This is a genomic window from Kitasatospora sp. NPDC088134, assembly GCF_044741705.1.
GTDB lineage: Bacteria > Actinomycetota > Actinomycetes > Streptomycetales > Streptomycetaceae > Kitasatospora.
Genome location: NZ_JBIUTD010000025.1, coordinates 95,099 through 116,570, shown reverse-complemented (window position 1 = coordinate 116,570; position 21,472 = coordinate 95,099). Strand labels below are relative to the sequence as shown.

17 protein-coding genes and 1 riboswitch are annotated in these 21,472 nt (G+C 73.7%); of the genes, 8 read left to right on the top strand and 9 right to left on the bottom strand.

Annotation, left to right across the window (positions count from 1 at the left end):
- Positions 1 to 576 precede the first annotated feature (576 nt).
- Genes ACIOHG_RS29980 through ACIOHG_RS29970 form a run of 3 tightly spaced genes read right to left on the bottom strand, consistent with a single transcriptional unit; the run spans position 577 to position 3,808 of the window.
- Complete coding sequence (locus ACIOHG_RS29980) at positions 577 to 1,662, bottom strand: threonine aldolase family protein (protein WP_400955200.1); 1,086 nt, start codon at positions 1,660 to 1,662, stop codon at positions 577 to 579.
- A complete protein-coding gene (locus tag ACIOHG_RS29975) occupies positions 1,659 to 2,411 on the bottom strand; it encodes an SDR family NAD(P)-dependent oxidoreductase (protein WP_400955198.1) in 753 nt (250 codons plus the stop codon). Before ACIOHG_RS29975 ends, ACIOHG_RS29980 begins: the two co-directional genes overlap by 4 nt.
- Positions 2,408 to 3,808, bottom strand: a complete 1,401-nt coding sequence (locus ACIOHG_RS29970; protein ID WP_400955196.1) for a DUF6421 family protein — start codon at positions 3,806 to 3,808, stop codon at positions 2,408 to 2,410. The genes ACIOHG_RS29975 and ACIOHG_RS29970 overlap by 4 nt, the downstream gene beginning before the upstream one ends.
- 432 nt (positions 3,809 to 4,240) lie before the next feature.
- On the opposite strand from ACIOHG_RS29970, the gene ACIOHG_RS29965 reads away from it, so the two are divergent.
- Together ACIOHG_RS29965 and ACIOHG_RS29960 are read left to right on the top strand one after the other, a co-directional pair.
- Positions 4,241 to 4,822: a DUF5134 domain-containing protein gene (locus ACIOHG_RS29965; protein WP_400955194.1), complete on the top strand. Its 582-nt coding sequence runs from the start codon at positions 4,241 to 4,243 to the stop codon at positions 4,820 to 4,822.
- Between the two features lie 307 nt (positions 4,823 to 5,129).
- Positions 5,130 to 6,074, top strand: coding sequence for a M56 family metallopeptidase (locus ACIOHG_RS29960; RefSeq protein WP_400955191.1), 945 nt, complete (start codon positions 5,130 to 5,132; stop codon positions 6,072 to 6,074).
- A 43-nt stretch (positions 6,075 to 6,117) separates the two neighbouring features.
- Here ACIOHG_RS29960 and ACIOHG_RS29955 read toward each other — a convergent pair whose 3' ends face one another.
- Positions 6,118 to 6,537: a MarR family winged helix-turn-helix transcriptional regulator gene (locus ACIOHG_RS29955; RefSeq protein WP_400955189.1), complete on the bottom strand. Its 420-nt coding sequence runs from the start codon at positions 6,535 to 6,537 to the stop codon at positions 6,118 to 6,120.
- Positions 6,538 to 6,625: 88 nt separating this feature from the next.
- Here ACIOHG_RS29955 and ACIOHG_RS29950 point away from each other — a divergent pair, with 88 nt between their 5' ends.
- The gene (locus tag ACIOHG_RS29950) at positions 6,626 to 8,143 is read left to right on the top strand and encodes an MFS transporter (protein WP_400955187.1); all 1,518 of its coding nucleotides are present in this window, start codon (positions 6,626 to 6,628) and stop codon (positions 8,141 to 8,143) included.
- A 354-nt stretch (positions 8,144 to 8,497) separates the two neighbouring features.
- Here the strand turns inward: ACIOHG_RS29950 and ACIOHG_RS29945 are convergent, their stop codons facing one another.
- Positions 8,498 to 9,364: a helix-turn-helix domain-containing protein gene (locus tag ACIOHG_RS29945; RefSeq protein ID WP_400955185.1), complete on the bottom strand. Its 867-nt coding sequence runs from the start codon at positions 9,362 to 9,364 to the stop codon at positions 8,498 to 8,500.
- A 415-nt stretch (positions 9,365 to 9,779) separates the two neighbouring features.
- Between ACIOHG_RS29945 and ACIOHG_RS29940 the strand changes: the two genes are divergently transcribed.
- The gene (locus ACIOHG_RS29940; RefSeq protein WP_400955183.1) at positions 9,780 to 10,295 is read left to right on the top strand and encodes an ATP-binding protein; all 516 of its coding nucleotides are present in this window, start codon (positions 9,780 to 9,782) and stop codon (positions 10,293 to 10,295) included.
- A gap of 164 nt (positions 10,296 to 10,459) precedes the next feature.
- Here the strand turns inward: ACIOHG_RS29940 and ACIOHG_RS29935 are convergent, their stop codons facing one another.
- A complete protein-coding gene (locus ACIOHG_RS29935) occupies positions 10,460 to 10,702 on the bottom strand; it encodes a DUF397 domain-containing protein (RefSeq protein ID WP_400711282.1) in 243 nt (80 codons plus the stop codon).
- A gap of 349 nt (positions 10,703 to 11,051) precedes the next feature.
- Between ACIOHG_RS29935 and ACIOHG_RS29930 the strand changes: the two genes are divergently transcribed.
- Positions 11,052 to 11,945, top strand: a complete 894-nt coding sequence (locus tag ACIOHG_RS29930) for a hypothetical protein (protein ID WP_400955181.1) — start codon at positions 11,052 to 11,054, stop codon at positions 11,943 to 11,945.
- 133 nt (positions 11,946 to 12,078) lie between these two features.
- Here the strand turns inward: ACIOHG_RS29930 and ACIOHG_RS29925 are convergent, their stop codons facing one another.
- Entirely contained in the window at positions 12,079 to 14,208 is a 2,130-nt protein-coding gene (locus ACIOHG_RS29925) for a hypothetical protein (RefSeq protein ID WP_400955178.1), read from the bottom strand.
- 601 nt (positions 14,209 to 14,809) lie between these two features.
- Positions 14,810 to 14,983, top strand: a riboswitch (cyclic di-AMP (ydaO/yuaA leader).
- Between ACIOHG_RS29925 and ACIOHG_RS29920 the strand changes: the two genes are divergently transcribed.
- The 3 genes from ACIOHG_RS29920 (at position 14,968) to ACIOHG_RS29910 (ending at position 18,580) form a co-directional block, all read left to right on the top strand.
- Positions 14,968 to 16,197: a transglycosylase family protein gene (locus tag ACIOHG_RS29920; protein ID WP_400955176.1), complete on the top strand. Its 1,230-nt coding sequence runs from the start codon at positions 14,968 to 14,970 to the stop codon at positions 16,195 to 16,197. It overlaps the preceding riboswitch by 16 nt.
- Before the next feature lie 145 nt (positions 16,198 to 16,342).
- Complete coding sequence (locus tag ACIOHG_RS29915) at positions 16,343 to 16,531, top strand: hypothetical protein (RefSeq protein ID WP_400955174.1); 189 nt, start codon at positions 16,343 to 16,345, stop codon at positions 16,529 to 16,531.
- A gap of 126 nt (positions 16,532 to 16,657) precedes the next feature.
- Positions 16,658 to 18,580, top strand: a complete 1,923-nt coding sequence (locus ACIOHG_RS29910; RefSeq protein ID WP_400955172.1) for an AMP-dependent synthetase/ligase — start codon at positions 16,658 to 16,660, stop codon at positions 18,578 to 18,580.
- Positions 18,581 to 18,676: 96 nt separating this feature from the next.
- Here the strand turns inward: ACIOHG_RS29910 and ACIOHG_RS29905 are convergent, their stop codons facing one another.
- On the bottom strand, positions 18,677 to 19,702 hold the full coding sequence (locus ACIOHG_RS29905) for a LacI family DNA-binding transcriptional regulator (protein WP_400955170.1): 1,026 nt from the start codon (positions 19,700 to 19,702) through the stop codon (positions 18,677 to 18,679).
- A 25-nt stretch (positions 19,703 to 19,727) separates the two neighbouring features.
- Positions 19,728 to 21,449, bottom strand: a complete 1,722-nt coding sequence (locus ACIOHG_RS29900; RefSeq protein ID WP_400955168.1) for a glycoside hydrolase family 13 protein — start codon at positions 21,447 to 21,449, stop codon at positions 19,728 to 19,730.
- Positions 21,450 to 21,472: the final 23 nt, after the last annotated feature.

Sequence of the window (21,472 nt, the reverse complement as noted above, 5' to 3'; positions counted from 1 at the left end):
CAACCCCGACAAGATGTCGAGGCCGGGGATGTCAACATATCTGGCGTTGACTTTTGGCACGCTGTTGAGTTCTCAAGGAACGGACGCTTCCTTCGACCGGCCTTCCGACCGTATCTCCGGGCGCTTCGTTCTTTCGTGTTCCCAGCTTATCAGATCCGAGCTCGTGCTCTTTCCCGATTCGCTTTCGTCTTTCGCGGCCCTGCGGCCCCTTCCGACGTTTCAAACTCTAGCCGATCCCCGCTCCGAAAAGCGAATCCGCCGCAATCTCCGAAAAAGCGCACAGCACATACGAACGGAGACGCGAAAGGACGCGACCCGCTACGGACCGGCTGAGTGGTTGATCAGGGATTGGCCGCCCCGGGACCGTCCACACGAGATGCGTGTCCGGTGCTCCCTGCCGAGCGACCAGTGAACACTACGCCCGATTCGCGCGGGGTGCAAACATCGCCCCCGATCGGGTGACAGGACGGCGACAGGACAGCGGCAGGACGCCGACGGCCGGCTCGGAAGCGGATTCCGAACCGGCCGTCGGGCGGGTGCCGTACGTAGCGGGTGCCGAGGGGCGCTGAGCGCGCGTCAGCCCCGGTGGCGGGCCATCTCGTCGGCGATGGCGGCGGCGAAGGCGTCGATGTCGGCCTCGGTGGTGTCGAAGGCAGCCATCCAGCGGACCTCGCCGGTGTGCTCGTTCCAGAAGTAGAAGCGGTAGTTCTTCTGGAGGCGTTCGCTGACCTCGCGCGGGAGGAGCGCGAAGACCGCGTTGGCCTGGACGGGGCGGACCACGGTGACGCCGGGGATCTCGCGGACGGCGTCCGCCAGGCGGCGGGCCATCGCGTTGGAGTGGCTGGCGTTGCGGAGCCAGAGGTCACCGGCCAGCAGGGCCTCGAACTGGACGGAGACGAAGCGCATCTTCGAGGCGAGCTGCATCGAGGTCTTGCGGAGGAACTTGATGCCCTGGACCCGCTCGGGGTTCAGGACCACGACGACCTCGCCGAGCAGCAGGCCGTTCTTGGTGCCGCCGAAGGAGAGGACGTCGACGCCGACGTCGGTGGTGAACTCGCGGAACGGGACGCCGAGCGAGGCCGCGGCGTTGACCAGCCGGGAGCCGTCCATGTGGACGAGCATGCCGCGCTCGTGGGCGTGCTCGCAGATCGCCCGGACCTCCTCGACCGTGTAGAGGGTGCCGAGTTCGGTGGACTGGGTGATCGAGACGGCGAGCGGCTGGGCGCGGTGCTCGTCGCCCCAGCCCCAGGCCTGCTGGTCGATCAGCTCGGGGGTGAGCTTGCCGTCGGGGGTGGGGACGGTGTGGATCTTGATGCCGGCGAGCTTCTCGGGGGCGCCGCCCTCGTCCACGTTGATGTGGGCGCTCTCGGCGGCGATCACCGCGCCCCAGCGCGGGAGCAGGGCCTGCAGGGCGACCACGTTGGCGCCGGTGCCGTTGAAGACGGGGTAGGCCTCGGCGCGGTCGCCGAAGTGGCGGCGGAAGACCGTCTGCAGGTGCTCGGTGTACTGGTCCTCGCCGTAGGAGATCTGGTGGCCGTCGTTGGCCAGCGCGATCGCGGCGAGCACCTCGGGGTGGATGCCGGCGTAGTTGTCGCTGGCGAAGCCGCGGACGGCGGGGTCGTGGTGCCGCACCGCGTCGGTCGGGCCGGTCAGGGGGGTCATCGGGCTGTCAGCCACAGGTGCTGTCCGTTCAGTTCTGCTGCGGGGCGCTCCCAGAGGGACGCCAGGGTGGTGGCCAGGTCGGCGGTGTCGGTGAAGCCCGCGAACTTAGCGTCCGGCTTGGCGGCGCGCATCTCGGGGCTGACCAGGGCCTTGATGACCAGAATGGCGGCCGCGGCGGTAGGGGCGCCGTCGGAGGCGGTGGTCTCCTTGGCGAAGGAGTCGGCCAGCGCGAGGGTCCAGGCCTCGGTGGCGGCCTTGGCGGCGGCGTAGGCGGCGCCGCCCGCGGTGGGCTTGTGCGCGGCGGCGGCGGAGACCATGGCGTAGCGGCCGGCCTGGCTGCGGAGCAGCGCGGGCTGGAAGGCCAGCGAGGTGTGCTGGAGGGTGCGGACGACGGTGTCGTGCAGGAAGTCCCAGTCGTCGATCCGGGTCTCGAAGAAGGTCTTGCTGCCGCGCCAGCCGCCGACCAGGTGGAACAGGCCGTCGACGTGGCCGTGCTCGGCCTCCAGGTGGTCGGCCCAGTCGTGGACCTCCTGGGGGTCGAGCAGGTCGATGACCTGCCCGGCGACCTTGGCGCCGGGGACGGCGGTGCGGACGGCGCCGAGGGCGGCGTCCAGGCGGTGCTGGTCGATGTCGGCGCCGATGACGGTGGCGCCGTCGGCGGCGAGGCGGCGCATGGTGGCCTGGCCGGCGGGGCCGCTGGCTCCGGCGACGGCGACGACCTTGTCCTGCAGGTGCTGGGCGGCGCTCACGCGGCGGCCTCCTCGGTGGTGGTGCCGGTGATGCCCTTGGTGCCCGCGATGACGCGGCCGAGCTTCTTCGACAGGGCTTCGTAGAACATGCTGAGCGGGAACTCGTCGGGGTGGACGGCGTCGCAGAGGGCCTTGCGGAGCGCCTTGTCGTCGGCGAGGTCGAGCGGGAGCGCCTCGGGCCCCTTGGCCCAGGTGGAGGCGGGGTGCGGGGTGAGGTAGCGGGAGACCAGCTGGTAGGCGGCGATCCAGTGCGCGGTCTTGGGGCGGTCGATGCCCTCGCGGTAGAGGGTCTCGATCTCGGCGCAGAGCGCGTTGGTGACGCCGGCGACCCGGTCCCAGTCGATGGTGAGCCGGTTGTCGCGCCAGCGGAGCGCGTCGTGCTTGTGCAGGTAGGCGAAGAGCAGCTGGCCGCCCATGCCGTCGTAGTTGCGGACCCGGTCGCCGCTGACCGGGAAGCGGAACATCCGGTCGAAGAGGATGGCGTACTGGACGTCGCGGCCCTGGGCCTGGCCCTCGGCCTCCAGCTGGACCGACTCCTTGAAGGTGTTGAGGTCGCAGCGGAGCTCTTCGAGGCCGTACATCCAGAACGGGCTGCGCTGCTTGATCATGAAGGGGTCGAACGGCAGGTCGCCGTGGCTGTGGGTGCGGTCGTGCACGAGGTCCCAGAGGACGAAGGTCTGCTGGGTGCGGTCCTGGTCCTGGAGCAGGTCGGCGGCGTCGGCGGGGATGTCGAGGCCGAGCTGGCGGACGGCGCTGGTGGTGACGGCGCGGAAGCGGGCGGCCTCGCGGTCGCAGAAGATGCCGCCCCAGGTGAAACGTTCCGGCGCCTCGCGGACGGCCACGGTCTCGGGGAAGAGCACCGCGGAGTTGGTGTCGTAGCCGGCGGTGAAGTCCTCGAAGGCGATGCCGATGTAGCCCGGGTTGTCGAAGCGGGTGCGCTCCAGCTCGGCGATCCACTCGGGCCAGACGACCTTCAGCAGCACGGCTTCCAGGTTGCGGTCCGGGTTGCCGTTCTGGGTGTACATCGGGAAGACCACCAGGTGGCCGATGCCGTCGACGCGCTGCTCGTTCGGGCGGAAGGCGAGCAGCGAGTCCAGGAAGTCGGGCTGGCGGTAGCCGGTGTCGGCCCATTTGGCGAGGTCGGCGCGGACGGCGGCGAGGTACTCGGCGTCGTGCGGGAAGAGCGGGGCGAGTTCGGCGACGGCCGCCTGCACGGTCTCCACGAGCGGGTCGACGGTGTGACGGGGCACGGCGGCGAGGTCGATCGAACCGTCCTTGGACTGCAGCGGCCGGAGGGCCTCGACGGCGTCCTTGAGGCGCCGCCAGGCCGGGTGGCCGGCCGGGTCCGCGGCGGGGGCGTCGCCCGCTACCGCGAGCGTCGGCGAAAGATTCTGCATCACAGGCTCACTTCGACAGGAGTTATTTCGACAAGACCACGTTAAATGCGAAAGGTTCTCCGGTTCAAGACCGGTTTGACGGCGGACACGCCATCCGGGTGGCTGCGGACGCTCCAGTTCGTAGCGCCGCCGATCACCTCCCCTCCGCAGTGGATGAAACGGACAGCTCCGCCGGCGGCGGGGGCCGCGGGCCCGGTACGCCGACCCTGCCCCGCCCCGTACGGGCCCGCCACCGGGGCGCCCACGCCCGGCACGGGCCCGTTCACGCCTCGGTGCGCCCCCGTTCACGCCCTGCTGCGCCCGCGCCGGGTCGGTGATCGTGGAGGAGCGGCGGCGGACGGGGCACGGCGGAGGAAGCGGGGCGCGGTCCGGCGCTGGTGGAGTGGAGCGGGCAGGACTGGACGTCCGGCGGGCGCGGCGGAGGGGGCGGCGATGCACGGTCCGGCACTGGTGAGCTGGCTGCTGGCGGTCCTGGCCGGGGGCACCGGCGGCTACTGCGGCTGGCGGGTGCACCGCCGCCGCGCCCAACCGCCCTGCGGCGGGGAGCACCGCGCCCGCCACGAGCCGGACGTGCTGGAGGCCGCGATGGCCCTGGGCATGGCGGGGATGGCGCTGCTGCCGGGGGTGTTCTGGGGCTGGCCGTACGCGCTGCTGGCGGCGGTGCTGCTGGTCGGCGCGCTGGCGGGCCGGGACGGGGGGCTGCGGGCGCACCGCCTGCACCACGGGATCGGCGCGCTGGCGATGGCGTACATGGCACTGGCGATGGCCGGCGGCCCGGTGGGCGGGCCCGCCGGACACGCCGGGCACCACGCGCGGATGGGCGGGCCGCCGGTGCTGACGGGGCTGCTCCTGGTGTACTTCGGCGGGTACGCGCTCTGGGAGGGCAGCCGGGTACTGGTCCCCGCGAACGCGGGTCCGGGCCCGGGGACGGGCGCGGCGGTGGTGGGGCCGCTGCCGCGGGCCTGCCGGGCGGCGATGGGGATCGGGATGTTCGCCATGCTGCTGACCGCCTGAACACCTGAGCGCCTGACCACCCGGACGCCTGACCACCCGGGTACCTGGCCGCCCGGGCATCCGAGCGCCCGACTCGACCGCCCGGGCCCGGTGCGGGAGCTGACGGTCCGTCGGGAGCCGGGCGGGCCGCCGGACGCACAGTCGGGCGCGCAGCCGGATGCGCAGTCGGACGGGCGGCTGGGCCCGGCGCGCCGGGCCCGGGGTGGCCTTGGTCACTGGGGCGGCCCCGGCGTTCCGCGCGGGCGTACGGGCGCATAGGTTGGGAGGGGCGCATCGCCGCGCCCTGATCCCTCCTGGGGAGCCCCGCATGACGGCACTGCTGGACCTGCTGCTGCTCGGACTGCTGCTCGCCACCGTGGCGCCGAGCCGGCTGGCCCGGGCCCGCTGGCCGGAGCGCGAACCCGTGCTGGCCCTGCTGGTGTGGCAGATGCTGGTGGTGGCGGTGCTGCTGTGCTGCGTGCTGAGCCTGCTGCTGGCGAGCGCGGCGGCCCTCCCGTCCTGGCGCGCGCTGGTGTTCGCGGGCGCGCCGGCGGGGGTGGAGGGCGCCTACGGGCTGGCCGGGGCCGAGGGCTGGGGCCGGCTGTCGGCGGCGGTGCTGGCGGCGGGCGGGCTGTGGACGGCGGTGTCGCTGGCCCGGGAGGTCCGGTCGGCGCGCGCGGAGCGCGACCACCGCCATGCCCAACTGGTGCGGCGGGCGCCGGAGTTGCCGGATTCGCTGAGGCCCCGGCGGCGGGTCAGGGAGCCGCTGGTGGTGCTGGAGAACCTGCGGCCGCAGGCCTGGTCGCTGCCGGGGCCGCGGGCCCGGCTGGTGGTGACCACGGGGGCGCTGCAGCAGTTGTCGGACCGGGAGCTGGCGGCGGTGCTGAGCCACGAGCGCGGGCACGTCCGGGCCCGGCACCACTGGCTGGCGCAGTGCGCGCAGGCGCTGGCGACCGGGTTCCCGGGGGTGGGGGTGTTCTCCGCGTTCCGGGACCAGGTGGCGGTGCTGGTGGAGCTGGCGGCGGACGACCGGGCGGCGCGGCGGCACGGGCGGGTGACGACGGCACTGGCGCTGGCGGAGTTGAACAGCGAGGTGTTCGCCTCCTGTCCGCCGCGGCAGCTGGCGCAGTCCCCGGCCCGGGTGGACCGGCTGCTGCTGGGCGCGCCGCGGCTGCCGGTGCCGGCCCGGCTGGGGTGGACGCTGGCGGCGCTGGCGGCCCCGCTGGGGGCGGCGCTGCTGGCGGTGGCGCCGGGGCTGTCGGCGCTGCTCTGACCCCGGCGTCCGGCGCCGGCCGCCGACTCGGCCGGGCGGTCCGTCAGGCGGTCCCGCCGAGCGTCTCGGCGAGGATGCGGCGGTGCACGGGGCGGGCGCCGAGGTACCGGGCGCGGCCGTCCTCGGTGAGCGTGAGGTTGATGCCGCGGCGGTCGGCCTCGCAGAGCGAGCGCTGGACCAGGCCGGCCTTCTCCAGCCGGGCGACCAGCCGGGAGAAGGCGCTCTGGCTGAGGTGGACGGTGCCGGCGACCACCCGGGAGCGGGCGTCCCCGTGGTCCGGCTCCTGCTCGAACTCCCAGAGGCGTTCCAGCAGTTCGAACTCGCTGACGCCCAGGCCGTAGGCGTCGCCGAGGGCGCGGTCGATGGCGCAGGAGGTCGCGGCGTGGCGGGCCAGCAGGGCGCGCCACTGCTCGGTGAGCGCCGTCTCCGCGGCGGGGTCCTGGTCCGGGTCGAGGTCGGTCACACCGCCACGCTAGCACATGCACGCACATCTGTTGCACCCACATTAAATGCACTTGCATCCCATGCATATGCATGTAGCGTTCTGTGCCATGACCGACACGACCGACACGACCCGCACGCGTTGGACCCCGCGGCTCTGGGGCACCCTGGTGGTGCTCTGCGCCGCGATGTTCCTGGATTCCCTCGACGTCTCGATGGTCGGCGTCGCCCTGCCCTCGATCGGCGCCGACCTGCACCTGTCCGACTCCGCCCTGCAGTGGGTGGTCAGCGGCTACGTCCTCGGCTACGGCGGGCTGCTGCTGCTCGGCGGCCGGGCCGCCGACCTGCTGGGCCGCCGCCGGGTGTTCCTGGTCGCGCTGGCCGCCTTCGCCGGCGCCTCGCTGCTCGGCGGGCTGGTCGACAGCGGGCCGCTGCTGATCGCCACCCGCTTCCTGAAGGGCGTCAGCGCCGCGTTCACCGCCCCGGCCGGCCTGTCCATCATCACCACCACGTTCGCCGAGGGCCCGGCCCGCAACCGCGCGCTCTCGATCTACACCACCTGCGCCGCGGCCGGCTTCTCGCTCGGCCTGGTGATCAGCGGCCTGCTGACGTCGGCGGGCTGGCGGCTGACGTTCCTGATGCCCGTCCCGGTCGCGCTGCTCGCCCTGGTGGCCGGCGTCCGGCTGCTGCCCCGCCAGCACACCGAGCGCCCGGTCGGCGGCTACGACGTGGCCGGCGCGCTGACCGGCACCGGCTCGGTCCTGCTGCTGGTCTTCACGGTCACGGAGGCGCAGGGCGCCGGCTGGCTCTCGGCGCGCACGATCGGCTCGCTGCTGCTGGTGGCCGTGCTGGCCGCGGCCTTCCTGCTGATCGAGTCGCGCACCGCGCACCCGCTGGTCCGGCTCGGCATCTTCCGCAACCCCTCGGTCCGCCGGGCCAACCTCACGGCGCTGACGCTGATGGGCGCCTACGCGGGCTTCCAGTTCGTGGCCACGCTCTACCTGCAGCGCCTGCTCGGCTGGTCCGCGCTGGAGACGGCGCTCGGCCTGCTGCCGGGCGGCGCGATCGTCGCCTTCTCGGCCGGTGCGGTCGGCCGCCTGCTCGACCGGTACGGCCCGGAGCGGCTGCTGCCGGTCGGCGTGGCGCTGATGACGGTCGGCTACGCGTCCTTCCTCCGGCTCGACGAGCACAGCGGCTTCCTCGGCCTGGTGCTCCCGGCCATGCTGCTGATCGGCGGCGGCTTCGCACTGGCCTTCCCGTCGATCAACGCGGCGGCCACCGGTGGCGTGCCGGACGACGAGCAGGGTCTGGCCTCCGGCCTGGTGAACACCGGGCTCCAGGTCGGCGGCGCGATCGTGCTGGCCGTCACCACCGCGGTGCTCACGGCCGGCAGCGGCGGCGGCACCGACGCGCAGGCCCAACTCGCGGGCTACCGCCCGGCCCTGCTGCTGGTGACGGGCACCATCGCGGTCGGCCTGCTGCTGGCGCTGACGGGCGCGGTGCGCTCAGGGCGCGGCTCGGCCCCCACCGCCGCGGCCACTGCCGGGTCGCACCCGGTGCCGGACTACGCCTACGGGGCGGCCGCGGTCACCGCGGCGGACGACGCGGAGGTGCTGTCGAAGCGCTGACTCCCCCGGGCGGTCGACCCCTCGCCGCCCTCACCCGCACCGGTGTGTCCCGCCCCCGCCCGGAGTGCCGGGCGGTACGGGAGACCGGCTCCACCAAACCCCCGTATTGGTGGAGCCGGAGCGCGTCCCGCGTCCGGTCCGCCGGGGGCGGCGCGGACGCTCGGAGCAGAAACCATGGCAGCTTGCCGGGCCGCGGTCAATCGGATTGGTCGACGGACCGTGAACTCCCGTACCGCTCCGCGACCGGGCGCTCCCCCGCCCCCTGCCGTCGGCGGCCGGCCGCACCGCGCCGCCGGCCCCTCTCGCACCGGCCCCCGCCGGGCCGCTCTTCACTCGTTCTACTGGCTACCGGCCCTACTGGCTCTTGAGGATCGTCCGGAGCAGTTCGAGGGTCTGCTGCGGGGTCAGGCTGTCCACGCAGAGTCGTTCCATCACCTGCAGGTACTCGTCCACGTCGTCGCGCTTGTCCAGGTAGAGGGCGCTGGTGAGCTGCTCCAGGTAGACCACGTCGGGCAGGTCCTGCTCGGGGAAGCGCAGCACCGAGAAGGCCCCGCTCTCGCCCGCGTGCGCGCCGAACCGGAACGGCATCACCTGGATGACGACGCTGGGGAGTTGGGCCAGCTCCACCAGGTGTTCCAGTTGGGCCCGCATCACCTCGGGGCCGCCGACCGGGCGGCGCAGCGCGGCCTCGTCGATGACGGCCCACAGCCGGGGGCCGCGGCCGTCGGTGAGCAGCTTCTGCCGTCGGGTCCGCAGCGCGACGCGGCGCTCGATCTCGTCGGGGGCGAGCGGCGGCCGGTTCTGCGCGAAGATCGCCCCGGCGTACTCCTCGCACTGCAGCAGGCCGGGGACGAACTGCACCTCGTAGGTGCGGATCAGCGCGGCGGCCTCCTCCAGTCCGATGTAGGTCTGGAACCAGTTCGGCAGCACGTCGTTGTAGCTGTGCCACCAGCCGGACTTGTTGGCCTCCCGGACGAGGGCGAGCAGCGACTCGCGCTCCGGTCCGGCGGCCAGGCCGTAGAGGCTGAGCAGGTCGGCGACGTCGCGCTCCTTGAAGGAGACCCGGCCGAGTTCCATCCGGCTGATCTTGGACTCGGAGGCGCGGATCGCGTAGCCCGCGTCCTCGCGGGTGATCGCACAGCCTTCCCGGAGTCGGCGGAGCTGGGAGCCGAGGAGGATGCGGCGCACCATCGAGCCCCCGCCGGGCTGAACTGTGGTCATCGGACCAAACCTCCACTCGGACAGACCAGTTGCACAGTCTGCCATCAGTTGGGCGCGCTGCGTGCCGGTAGTGGTGCGGGGTGCTACCGCTTCGGTCACCGCGCCACCATCTTGCACGTGCATTCGGGCCATGCATATGCCAATCGCACGACTGCACGTGAATCGACTCTTGCATCTGCCGTGAGCGCACGGGACCATGGTGCACGTGCACTTGCACGCCCTTGGCAATTCCGCGGACACCGCGTCGACCCCACGCGCATTCGCACACCCTCCCGGCAACGCCCGTGCGTCGCTGGGTACTTGTGTGCGCGCGCACCGGGCCGTCCCGGTGGTCGAGCGGCCGAGCGAGTCGGAGGTGACCGGCATGACCCCGGTGGGTCCCGCCGTGTCCGCCCCCTTATGGGAGGAGCTCTTCATGAGCACCGGTACGGCCCTGGCGACCGACCCCCATGTGGTCAGCTGCACCCTCGCTCCCCGCTTCGAAGCCGTGCGCGCCGCGCGGGAGTTCACCCGGGACACCCTCGACGGCTGGGGCCTGGGCGAACTCTTCGACGACGTCGCCCTGGTGGCCTCGGAGCTGGTGACCAACGCGCTGCGGCACGCCCTCGGCCAGAGCGAGCCCTCCCGGGTCCCGGCCCAGAACACGCCCCAGCTGTCCGCCGAGGCGCTGCCGATCCGGATCAGCCTGGTGCACCGGGCCCCGCAGGTGGTCTGCGCGGTGAGCGACCCGTCCAGCAGCGGCCCGGTGGCCCGCGAGGCCGACTTCGTGGCCGAGTCCGGCCGCGGCCTGCACCTGGTGGACTCCTTCTCCCGCTCCTGGGGCTGGCACCCGCTGGCCGGCGCCGGGAAGGTGGTCTGGGCGCTGTTCGACGCCCGCGCCGACGAACCGCCGCTGTCGGCGGACCTCGGCCGCCACCGCCGCTCCGCCTGACCCCGCCCGCGCCCGTCCCCGACCCCGCTCCCCACCGCCCCTGAGCTCCCCACCGTCCCTGGCCCCGGGTCAGGGCTTCGGCGCGCCCGGGCGCGGGCGGGAAAACACGGAGGCCGTCGCGGGTGCTCCCACGACGGCCGGGGTGGACGGGTGTTGGCGCCTCGTCAGAGGGCGCCGCCCAGGTGGTCGAACTCGCCGTCCTTCACACCGAGCAGCATCGCGGTGATCTCGTCCCGGGTGTAGACCAGCGCGGGGCCGTCGGGGAAGCGCGAGTTGCGCATCGCCACGTCGCCGCCCGGCAGCGCGGCGAACTCCACGCAGTTGCCCTTCGAGTTGCTGTGCCGGCTCTTCTGCCAGACCACCCCGTCGAGGTCCGCTGCCGCCATGCCGTTGTACGCCTCACGCATTGTCTTCTCCCCAGAGCCTGGCGAATCGCCTCACTTGACGTGATGATAGCCCGCCTGCACGTGCATCAGCATGGGCTATTTCCCGTGCAGAAGAACGTGCTGATGCTGTCACCAAGCCTTCACAGCGCCGTAATTGACGGGGCGTAAGCGGACACAGTCGGACGAAACACCAGTCCCGCCATGACCGTCCGCACACGCCCGTCAGCGCTTTGTCGATCATCACCCCTTATCACGCGGTTCACCCGGAGTCACAACCGGCACTGTGATGACCGTCACTTCCTGGCGGAAAGCCGCCCGCTCCCGGCATCCGGCTGCAAGGGGCGGGGGGCGATGTCCTACGATCTGGCCCATGAGCACCGCAGCCATCCCGGGCGCGCCACTGCCCGTCCGTACCCCAGGCTCCCGTGCGCGGGGGCGCCACCGCGCTCCCGAGCGCCGCGAGATCTTGGCCGGTTCGCCTGCCCTGGTGCTGGCCGTTCCGGCCGTCGCCGGGCCGGAGACCCGTCCGGTCGTCGACGAGCTGCTGTCCGTCGTGCGCGGCGAGCAGCCGGGCATCGAGGTGACGGCCGCCTATCTGGGCGGCGAGGACGCGCCGACCGTGGCCGGCCTGCTGGCCGCCGCCGCGGAGGCCGGCCTGGCCGCCCCGATCGTGCAGCCGCTGGTTCCCGGGCCGCACGGCTTCCTGGCCGGGCTGCACAAGGCGGCCGCCGAGACCGGCGCCCGGGTGCTGGACCCGCTGGGCCCGCACACCAAGCTGTCCGAGGCCGTGCACGTGCGCCTGTCCGAGGCGAACCTGGCCCGGGCCGACCGGGCCCGGCTGTTCGCCATCGCCACCGCCGCCGACGGCGTGGTGCTGACCACGGTGGGCGGCCAGGAGGCCGCCGAGGCCGCCGCGATGACCGGCGTGCTGCTGGCCTCCCGGCTGGCCGTGCCGGTGGTCGCGGCCGCGCTGGACGTGCCGGGCTCGGTGGCGGCGGCCGTGGCGCACCTGAAGGCGATGGGCGCCGAGCGCCCGGCGCTGGCCCCGCTGGTGATCGGCCCGGAGGCCGACCCGGAGCTGCTGGCCGCCGCCGCCGAGGAGACCGGCTGCCCGAGCGCCGCCCCGATCGGCGCGTACCCGACGGTCGGTCAGCTGATCGCCGCCAGCTACCTGTCCGTGCTCCCGGAGCCGACCCAGGAGCAGCTGGAGGCCGCCGCGGCGGCCGTCGAACCGCGCACCCCGGGGGCGCACGCGGCGCGCTGACGCCGCACCAGGACCGCCGCGGGCGGGGGCAGCGCATCGACGCGCCCCCGCCCGTCGCGCTGTCCGGGAGCACTTCCGGGAGCGCTGCGCCTCCCGGCGGCGCGACGGGCGCGACGGGCGCGGCGGGCGGGCGTCAGCCGGTGACCCGCCCGGTGCGCGGCGCGCTGTCGGTGAACGTGAGCGCGGGCAGCGCGACCGGGCGCGGCGGGACGGGGGCGTCCGCGGGAGCGGTGGCGGCGTTCCAGGGGGTGCCGGCCAGGCCCTGGCCGCCGCTGCCCTTGGTGAGCGAGACGGTCTGGGTCCGGCCGGCCTGGCGGAACAGGATCCGCTTGGGGGCGGGCGACTCCGGGTCGAGCCACACCTCGGGGCCGGTGCCGGCGAACTCGCAGTCGAGCACGGCGATGTCGTCGGGCTTGCCGTCGTCGGTGGCCCGGAACGCCACCCCGGCCTTGCGGTAGCCGGTGAGCCGGCTGCGGCTGAGCGTGACGGCCTCGCCGTCGAGCTGGTGCTTGAGGGTGGCCACCGCGTAGTCGGACTGGCCGGCGGCGTCGATCAGGAAGCCGTCGAAGACGGTGCCCTTGTCGCGGCCGAGCGCGTGCACGGCGATGCCGCCGGCCGCGTTGCCGTGCAGCACCGAGGCGGTGTAGTCGAAGTCGTTCAGGTAGGCGCCGTGCTCGATGCCCCAGCCGCCGTTGTGGTAGGCCACGAAGCGGCTGACGGTGTGGTGGTGCTCGGCGTTGAGCCAGACGAAGACGCCGTTCTCCAGGTTGTTGTGGGCCAGGCAGTTCTCGAAGGTCCAGACGCCCTCGCTGGTCTCCGGCCACTCGTAGCCGGAGGCGCCGGTGGCGCCCTGGACACCGACGGCCACGCAGTCCCGGGCCGAGGAGCCGGTGCCCGCGCCGAGGCTGAAGCCGGTCAGCCGGTAGCCGCGCGGGTTGGGCTCGTAGACGGTGCGGGAGGCGACGCAGCCCTCGTAGACGATGTCGTTCGAGGGGCCCTGCGGGGTGCGGGTGTCGATCGGGCCGTCCCACCAGTAGGCGTCCTCCCAGGTCTGGTGGGAGATGCAGCCGCGGAAGGTGATGCCGTGCGCGGCGTGCGGCACGAAGGCGTGGCTGCCGGTGTCGCGGACCACCACGCCCTCGACCACGGTGCCGCGCGAGGTGTCCAGCAGCATGTGGAAGTGCAGCCCGTAGCGGCCGAGCACCGGCTCGGTGACGGGCTTGCCGTTCCAGCTGTCCTTGCCGTTCGCGCGCGGGCCCATCCAGCGGATCGCGGTGTGCCGGACGTCGGCGTGCCGGTTCGAGGTGAGGTGGACGTGCGCCCGGCCCTGCTCGGTGCCCTCGACCCGGACGTTGCGGGTCAGGTTGAGCACCTCGGCACCGAAGACCGGGCCGCCGCCGACCGCGACCCGGGGGTGGGCGTGCTGCAGCGGGGCGGTGAGCGTGACGGTGGCGCCGTCCACCCGCTGGACCGTCACCAGGTCGTAGGAGGTGGAGAAGTCGTCCTGGTCGGGCGCGGCGGTGGGGGTGACGGTGAGTTCGTCGCCGGGCTGCCAGCCGGTGGGGGCGGCGGCCAGCTTGATCGTGACGTCGCCGGCCCGCAGGTCGGCGGCGGCCCGGACCCAGGCGGTGCGGGGGGCGCCGTCCAGCCGCAGGTAGCCGCGGCCGGTGACCCACAGGCCGGTGTCGCCGTCGACGACCGTCATGCCGCCGCCCTTGAACCGGCGTTCGTCGACGTCCGGGAAGCGCAGGGTGTGGGTGTGGGCGTCGTCTGGGGCGAGCGCCAGGGTGCCGCGCACCTCGACGTTGCCGGAGCTGGCCAGGGTGAGCGAGTGGTCCTTGGCGAACACCAGCGAGCCGGTGGCCTCGATCAGCAGCGAGCCGATCTGGGCGTCGGTGTCGAGCAGCACTTTGTCGGTGATCCGCACCGCGCTGCCCGGGGCCGGGAGCCGGCCGCCCCAGCCCTTGGGGTCGGACCACTTGCGGCCGCCCTCGTCGACCGGCGGGGGCGGTTCGGAGGGCTGCGGGCTCGCGGAGGCGGGCGGCGGGGCGGCGGTGCCGTGCCGGTGGCCCGTCGGCGGGGCACTGGGACGGGGCGGGCCGGCCGCGGTCTCGTCGGCCCCGGCGAGCGACTGCCGCAGCACCGCTCCCCCGCCGACCGCCGTCACCGTCCCGACCGCCAGCCAGGTGAGCATCCGCCGCCGCTCGACCACCGGCCGCCGGTGCCGGCCGGCCGCCGGCTGTTCGTTGTCGCGCTGGTCCACGATGGCCGCCCTCCCGGGGCGCAGGGAACTCCGAACCCCACTCGTTCGCAGCATAGGCAGAAGACCGACCGGGAAGCGGCGTCTTCCGTTTCGCTTAAGCATCCTGACGTACCGTCAGTCACCCGTTCGGCGCCCGGGTCCGGGCGGCCGGGCGATGGCGGCGCCGGGCGGGCGACGGCGCGGACGACGGCGCGCCCGGGGCGCATTCGGGCGCGCGGAAATGCGGGGGCGGAATTCGGACGTCCTCGGCCGGACCGCCCCGGCGGCGCCGGTCGCGCCGGTCGCGCCGGTCACGCCGGGCAAAGCGGACGAAGCACCCGAACCCGCGAGCGCAAACCGCATCGAAACCGAATATCCACCCACCGATTCTCATACTCCCTCAAAACGGGCACAAGATCACCAATTGCCTGACGCCCGGCCACCTCCCTTCACGGGCAAGCGAGTTCGGCGGAAATTCCTTGATCGTGAATTCCGCGCGCCGTGACGCCCGTCACAGGCATTTGCGAATTCCCTTTCCACCTGCTTAATCTCCTGCCCACGTTCGTGGACACACGGACCCAGCCCTCCCGGAACGCCGAGTCCTGCCGCCGGGTGGGTCGGCTCATGCGAAACGCACCGCGGCAGGGGCGGGGGAACCAGGTAAGTCGCCCGGGGACGGTCCAACCGACCGGTCCGGGGCTAGGGGTGAAGCCGTGCGCACCTTCGGGTGGCGCGCGGCCGGGCTACTCCGGCCCGAATCCGACAGCTCACCTCGCAGGCGTGGGAGAGGAACGCTTCTTCATGCTGCCCATCAGCGCCAAGCGCGCCCGCCGCCTGATCGCGACCACCGGCGTGGTCGGCATCGGTCTCACCGTCCCCTGCCTGACCGCCAACACCGCCTCCGCCGCCTCGGTCTCCACCTGGGACAAGGTCGCGCAGTGCGAGTCCAGCGGCGACTGGTCGATCAACACCGGCAACGGCTTCTACGGCGGCCTGCAGTTCACCGCCTCCACCTGGGCCGAGTTCGGCGGCACCGCGTACGCCTCGCGCGCCGACCTGGCCTCCAAGGACCAGCAGATCACCGTCGCCGAGAAGGTGCTCGCCTCGCAGGGCCCCGGCGCCTGGCCGGTGTGCTCGATCCAGGCCGGCCTGACCAAGGGCGGCGGCGCCCCGCAGGTCGACGCCTCCGCCCCGAGCAGCACCAAGTCCGCCGGCGACGCCGTGAAGCCGCAGGCCCCGAAGTCCGAGACCCCGAAGTCGGGTTCCGGCTGGCAGCAGGCCCGGACCCAGAGCAAGCCGCAGGCCCAGCAGCAGACCCAGCAGGCCCGGCAGTCGGCCGGCAGCTACACCGTGCAGGCCGGCGACTGGCTGTCCACCATCGCCCAGCGCGAGCACGTGGACGGCGGCTGGCAGGCGCTGTACGACCTGAACCGGTCCGTCCTCACCGAGGGCCCGGACATGATCTACCCGGGCCAGCAGCTGGCCCTCGGCAACGTCGCCGTCGCCGAGGCCCCGGCCGAGCAGTCGGCGCCCGCCACCAAGTCCTCGTCCTCGTCCTGGAACCGCGCCAAGTCCGCCCCGGGCACCACCGCGGCGAAGCCCGCCGCGCAGGAGACCAAGGCGTCCACCGGCAGCGCCGTCAAGGCGACCGGCTCCAAGGCCGCGGCGATCGACTTCGCGCTCGGCAAGCTCGGCCAGGCGTACATCTACGGCGGCACCGGCAACGGCGGCTGGGACTGCTCCGGCCTGACCCAGGCCGCGTTCCGCCAGGCCGGCATCAGCCTGCCGCGGGTCGCCGCCGACCAGGCCGACTACGCGACCCGGGTCTCGCTGGGCAGCCTGCAGGCCGGCGACCTGCTGTTCTGGTCCAACAACGGCTCCAACTCCGGCGTCTACCACGTCGCCATCTACCTCGGCGACGGCAAGTACGTCGAGGCCGCGAACCCGCGCTCGGGCGTCCGCACCGAGACGATCGCCAACTGGGCGCCGGACTTCGCCGGCCGCGTCTGACCCCCGGTCGGACGCGCACGACACCCCCACGGCACCGCTGCCCCCGGAGACCCTGGTCGGCTCCGGGGGCAGCGGCCTATGCTCGGCCGGACGACCCGCCGGGCCCGAACCCCGTCCGGCGGCGGCCCGACCCCGGAGCGCACCCATGGCGAAGCTGACCATCTCCCTCGACGCGGACCTCGCGCTGGAGGTGATGATGCGGGTCGGCGCGAGCAGCCCGCAGGACGCGGTCGAGCTGATCGTCCGCGACTACCTGGCCACCCGGGCCGGCACCGGCGACCCGCACCGGGGCGAGCGCTTCACCGGCCCCGCCGCGCCCGTCGAGGAGGGCTGAGCCCCGCAGCGAGCGGCCCCGCATTACGGCGCAAGATCCTGAACTGTCAAGGAACTTACCGTCTAGTAAGTTTACTGGCGAGTACCTACCCTGGGCGGATCCCACCCCCACCCAAGGGAGTCCGCCATGGCCCACCCCCTCGCCCGTGCCGGGCGCGACGAGCAGCTGCGCGACCGGGCCCCGGTCGAGGTGTTACGGTCCGGCGGCCGGGTGGTCGAGGCCCGCACCGGGCCGCTGGTGCCGCCGCCCGCGCACGGGAGCCTGGCCGACCTGCCGTTCCGCAACGCCGAACAGGCCCCGGACGCCGTGGTGGTGACCCGGCGTCAGGACGGCGGCCGCTGGCAGCACCTGACGGCCCGGCAGTTCGCCGAGGAGGTCGCGGCGGCCGCCCGCGGACTGGTCGCGGTGGGCGTCCGGCCCGGCGACCGGGTGGTGCTGATGTCCCGGACCAGGTACGAGTGGACGCTGCTGGACTTCGCGGCCTGGGCGGCCGGCGCCGCCGTGGTGCCGGTCTACCCGACCGCCTCGGTCGAGCAGGCCGAGTGGATCGTCCGGGACTCGGCGGCGGTGCTGGCGGTCGCGGAGGACGCCGGGACCGCCGAGGTGCTGACGGTGGCGATCGCCCGGACCGGCGGCACGGTGCCGCTGTGGCGGCTGGACGAGGACGCGGTCGGGGCGCTCGGCGAGCTCGGGAAGGCCGTCCCCGCCGCCGAGTTGGAGCGCCGCCGGGCGGCGCTGGGGCCGCACAGCGAGGCCACCCTGATCTACACCTCCGGCACCACCGGCCGCCCCAAGGGCTGCCTGCTCACCCACGCCAACTTCCTGACCGAGGCCGCCAATTGCCACGCCCTGATGGAGCCGGTGTTCGCGGAGGTCACCGGGGAGCCGCCGTGCACCCTGCTGTTCCTGCCGCTGGCCCACGTGCTGGGCCGGATGCTCCAGGTCACCTGCGTGTACGGCCGGATCAGGCTCGGCCACAGCCCGTCCCTGAAGCCGGCCGAGCTCCGGCCCGACCTGGCCTCCTTCGGCGCGACCTTCCTGGCCGGGGTGCCCTACCTGTTCGAGAAGATCCACCAGTTGGGGCGGGCCGAGGCGCAGGCCAAGGGCGCGGTGAAGGTCTTCGACCGGGCCGCGGACGTCGCGGTCCGCTACGCCCGGGCCGAACTGGCCGCGCTGGCCGGCGAGGGCCGGCCGGCCCCGTTCGCGCTGCGGGTCGCGCACGGCCTGTACGACGCGCTGGTGTACCGGCGGGTCCGGGCCGCGATGGGCGGCAAGGTCCGGTACGCGATCAGCGGCGGCTCCTCGATCGACCCGGAGCTGCTGCTGTTCTTCGCGGGCGCGGGCGTCCTGGTCTACGAGGGCTACGGGCTGACCGAGACCAGCGGCCCGTCCACCGTGAACCCGCCGCTGCGGCCCCGGCCGGGCACGGTCGGCCCGCCGGTGCCGGGCAGCGCGGTGCGGGTCGCCGAGGACGGCGAGGTGTTCCTGAGCGGCAGTCAGGTCTTCGACGGCTACTACGAGTTGGGCGCGCCGCGACCGGCCCGGCCGGTCTGGTTCGCCACCGGGGACCTGGGGCGGCTGGACGAGGACGGCTACCTGACCATCACCGGCCGCAAGAAGGAGATCCTGGTGACCTCCGGCGGCAAGAACGTCTCCCCCGGCCCGCTGGAGGACCGGCTGCGCGCCCACCCGATGATCAGCCAGGCCCTGGTGGTCGGCAACGGCCGCCCGTACGTGGGCGCGCTGCTGACCCTGGACCCGGAGGCGGTGGAGCAGTTCCTGGAGCTGCGCCCGCAGGTCCCGGCGGGCGGGCCGGACCCGGTGGAGATCGGCAGCGCGATCCCGGTGCACCACGCGGTGCTGACGGCGCTCGCCGGGGCGGTGCGGGCCGTCAACTCGACCGTCTCGCGGGCCGAGTCGATCCGCCGGGTGCGGGTGGTGGCGGGCGACTTCACCGAGGAGCGCGGCCTGCTCACCCCGTCGCTGAAGGTCCGCCGACAGGCCGTCACCACCGCCTACCGGCGCGACATCGAGCAGCTCTACGCCTGAACGCGCCGCGGGCCCCCGGGAGTTGCCTCCCGGGGGCCCGTCGTCGGAGCACCGGCCGTCGCAGCCCCGGCCGACGGGGTGTCGGCCGACGGGGTGTCAGCCGTTGCGCGGGCCGGAGCCGGTGGAGCCGCGCATCACCAGCTCGGGCTGGAACATGAACTCGGAGCGCTGCGCCGGGTTCCCGCCGACCTCCTCCAGCAGGGCGTCGACGGCGGCGGTGGCCATCGCCTCGACCGGCTGGCGGACGGTGGTCAGCGGCGGCTCGGTGAACGCTATCAACGGGGAGTCGTCGAAGCCGACCACCGAGACGTCCTGCGGCACCGACAGCCCGCGCCGGCGGACCGCCCGGATCGCGCCGAGCGCCATCATGTCGGAGCCGCAGACGATCGCCGTGCAGCCCTTGTCGAGCAGCGCCTGGGCGGCGGCGTGCCCGCCCTCCACGCTGAACAGGGTGTGGTGGACCAGCTGTTCGGCCTGTTCGGCGGTGCGCCCGGTGAGCTGCTGCACGGCGGCCGTGAAGCCCTCGATCTTGCGCAGCACCGGCACGTACCGCTTCTGGCCGACCGCCAGCCCGATGTTCTCGTGGCCGAGTTCCACCAGGTGCTGGACGGCCATCCACATCGCGGCCCGGTCGTCCGGGGAGATGAACGGCGCGGCGATCTTCTCGCTGTAGCCGTTGATCAGCACGAACGGGACCTGACGGCCGGTCAGCTTGGCGTACCGGTCGTGGTCGGCGGTGGTGTCGGCGTGCAGGCCGGAGACGAACACGATGCCGGCGACGCCGCGTTCGACCAGCATCTCGACGAGTTCGTCCTCGGTGGAGCCGCCCGGGGTCTGGGTGCACAGCACCGGCGTGTAGCCGTGCCGGCTGAGCACCTGCTCGATGACCTGGGCCAGCGCCGGGAAGATCGGGTTGCTCAGCTCCGGGGTGATCAGGCCGATCAGCCCGGCGCTGCGCTGGCGCAGCCTGGTGGGGCGCTCGTAGCCGAGCACGTCCAGGGCGGCCAGCACGGTCTGCCGGGTGGTCGCGGAGACACCCGCCTTGCCGTTGAGGACGCGGCTGACGGTGGCTTCGCTGACCCCCGCCTGCGCCGCGATGTCGGAGAGTCGCGCCGTAGTCACGATCCCAGAGCCTATTGCAACCACGTCAGACCGCCCACCATGCGGTGCTGTCGGCCGGGAGTTCGACGCCGTCCTCCGCCGCGACAGCCTCGGCGGAGGAGAGCAGCATACGGCCGGGGGCGGGAATCCGGACGCTCTCGCCGGTGGTGTTCACGGTGCAGACGAAGGAGCCCTCGGCGGACTCGCGGCGGAAGGCCAGCACGCCCTCGGGGGCGGGCAGCCACTCGACCCCGGTGCCGGCGCCGAGCGCGGGCTGGGCGCGGCGGACGGCGAGCGCGGAGCGGTACAGCTCCAGCGTGGAGGTCGGGTCGCCGGTCTGGACCTCCACCGAGAGCGCGGCCCACTCGGCGGGCTGCGGCAGCCAGCTGGGGCCGCCGGGGTTGGGGCCGAAGCCGTAGGGGGCCTCGGTGCCGGACCACGGGATCGGGACCCGGCAGCCGTCGCGGTAGCCGTCCTGGCCGGCCTGCCGGAAGAACGACGGGTCCTGGCGGACCTCGTCGGGCAGGTCGGTGACGTCGGGCAGGCCGAGCTCCTCGCCCTGGTAGAGGTAGGCGGAGCCGGGCAGCGCGAGCATCAGCAGGGTGGCGGCGCGGGCCCGGCGCAGGCCGAGGGCGCGGTCGCCGGGGGTGCGGATCTGGGTGCCCAGGCCGGGCGGGTTGGCGAACCGGGTGGCATGCCGGGTGACGTCGTGGTTGGAGAGCACCCAGGTGGTGGGGGCCTCGACCGGGCGCATCGAGTCGAGCGAGAGGTCGATCACCTCGCGCAGCGCGGCGGCGTCCCAACCGGTGCCCAGGTACTGGAAGTTGAAGGCCTGGTGCAGCTCGTCGGGGCGGACGTAGTTGGCGGTCCGCTGGACGGTCGGGGTCCACGCCTCGGCGACGCCGATCCGGTCGCCGGGGTACTCGTCGAGGATCTTGCGCCACTCGCGGTAGATGGCGTGCACGCCGTCCTGGTCGAAGAACGGCATGACGTCGTTGCCGAGCAGCTTGAGCTGGTCGTGGCTGCCGAGGTCGGGCAGGCCGGGGGCCTTGACCATGCCGTGCGCGACGTCGATCCGGAAGCCGTCGACGCCCATGTCGAGCCAGAACCGCAGGATGGAGCGGAACTCGTCGGCGACGGCGGGGCTGTCCCAGTTGAAGTCGGGCTGCTCGGGGGCGAACAGGTGCAGGTACCAGTCGCCGGGGGTGCCGTCCGGGTTCGCGGTGCGGGTCCAGGCGGGGCCGCCGAAGATGGACTCCCAGTCGTTGGGCGGGAGTTCGCCGTTCTCGCCCTTGCCGGGGCGGAAGTGGTAGCGCTCGCGCAGCGGGGAGCCGGGGCCCTCGCGCAGCGCGCGCTGGAACCACTCGTGCTGGTCGGAGGAGTGGTTGGGGACCAGGTCGACGATGATCCGCAGGCCCAGGTCGTGGGCGTCCCGGATCAGCCCGTCGGCGTCCAGCAGGGTGCCGAACATCGGGTCCACGGCCCGGTAGTCGGCGACGTCGTAGCCGGCGTCGGCCTGCGGGGAGGCGTAGAACGGCGAGAGCCAGACCGCGTCCACGCCCAGGTCGCGCAGGTAGGGCAGGCGGGCGCGGATGCCGGGCAGGTCGCCCATGCCGTCCCCGTTGCCGTCCGCGAAGCTGCGCGGGTACACCTGGTAGATGACCGCGTCCCGCCACCAGCCGCCTCTGGCGGCGCCGGCACTCGCTTCGGTGGTCCGAGCGGCGGGAACGGCGGCGGGCCGGGAGGCGTCGGCCAGGTTCTGGGTCATTGGACAGTCATCCCTCGGAGGCT

Excerpts from the sequence above, each read along its gene's own strand:
- ACIOHG_RS29980 (WP_400955200.1), bottom strand. The coding sequence starts at position 1,662 with ATGACCCCCCTGACCGGCCCGACCGACGCGGTGCGGCACCACGACCCC.
- ACIOHG_RS29970 (WP_400955196.1), bottom strand. The coding sequence starts at position 3,808 with ATGCAGAATCTTTCGCCGACGCTCGCGGTAGCGGGCGACGCCCCCGCC.
- ACIOHG_RS29965 (WP_400955194.1), top strand. The coding sequence starts at position 4,241 with ATGCACGGTCCGGCACTGGTGAGCTGGCTGCTGGCGGTCCTGGCCGGG.
- ACIOHG_RS29960 (WP_400955191.1), top strand. The coding sequence starts at position 5,130 with ATGACGGCACTGCTGGACCTGCTGCTGCTCGGACTGCTGCTCGCCACC.
- ACIOHG_RS29950 (WP_400955187.1), top strand. The coding sequence starts at position 6,626 with ATGACCGACACGACCGACACGACCCGCACGCGTTGGACCCCGCGGCTC.
- ACIOHG_RS29945 (WP_400955185.1), bottom strand. The coding sequence starts at position 9,364 with ATGACCACAGTTCAGCCCGGCGGGGGCTCGATGGTGCGCCGCATCCTC.
- ACIOHG_RS29940 (WP_400955183.1), top strand. The coding sequence starts at position 9,780 with ATGAGCACCGGTACGGCCCTGGCGACCGACCCCCATGTGGTCAGCTGC.
- ACIOHG_RS29935 (WP_400711282.1), bottom strand. The coding sequence starts at position 10,702 with ATGCGTGAGGCGTACAACGGCATGGCGGCAGCGGACCTCGACGGGGTG.
- ACIOHG_RS29930 (WP_400955181.1), top strand. The coding sequence starts at position 11,052 with ATGAGCACCGCAGCCATCCCGGGCGCGCCACTGCCCGTCCGTACCCCA.
- ACIOHG_RS29915 (WP_400955174.1), top strand. The coding sequence starts at position 16,343 with ATGGCGAAGCTGACCATCTCCCTCGACGCGGACCTCGCGCTGGAGGTG.
- ACIOHG_RS29910 (WP_400955172.1), top strand. The coding sequence starts at position 16,658 with ATGGCCCACCCCCTCGCCCGTGCCGGGCGCGACGAGCAGCTGCGCGAC.
- ACIOHG_RS29900 (WP_400955168.1), bottom strand. The coding sequence starts at position 21,449 with ATGACCCAGAACCTGGCCGACGCCTCCCGGCCCGCCGCCGTTCCCGCC.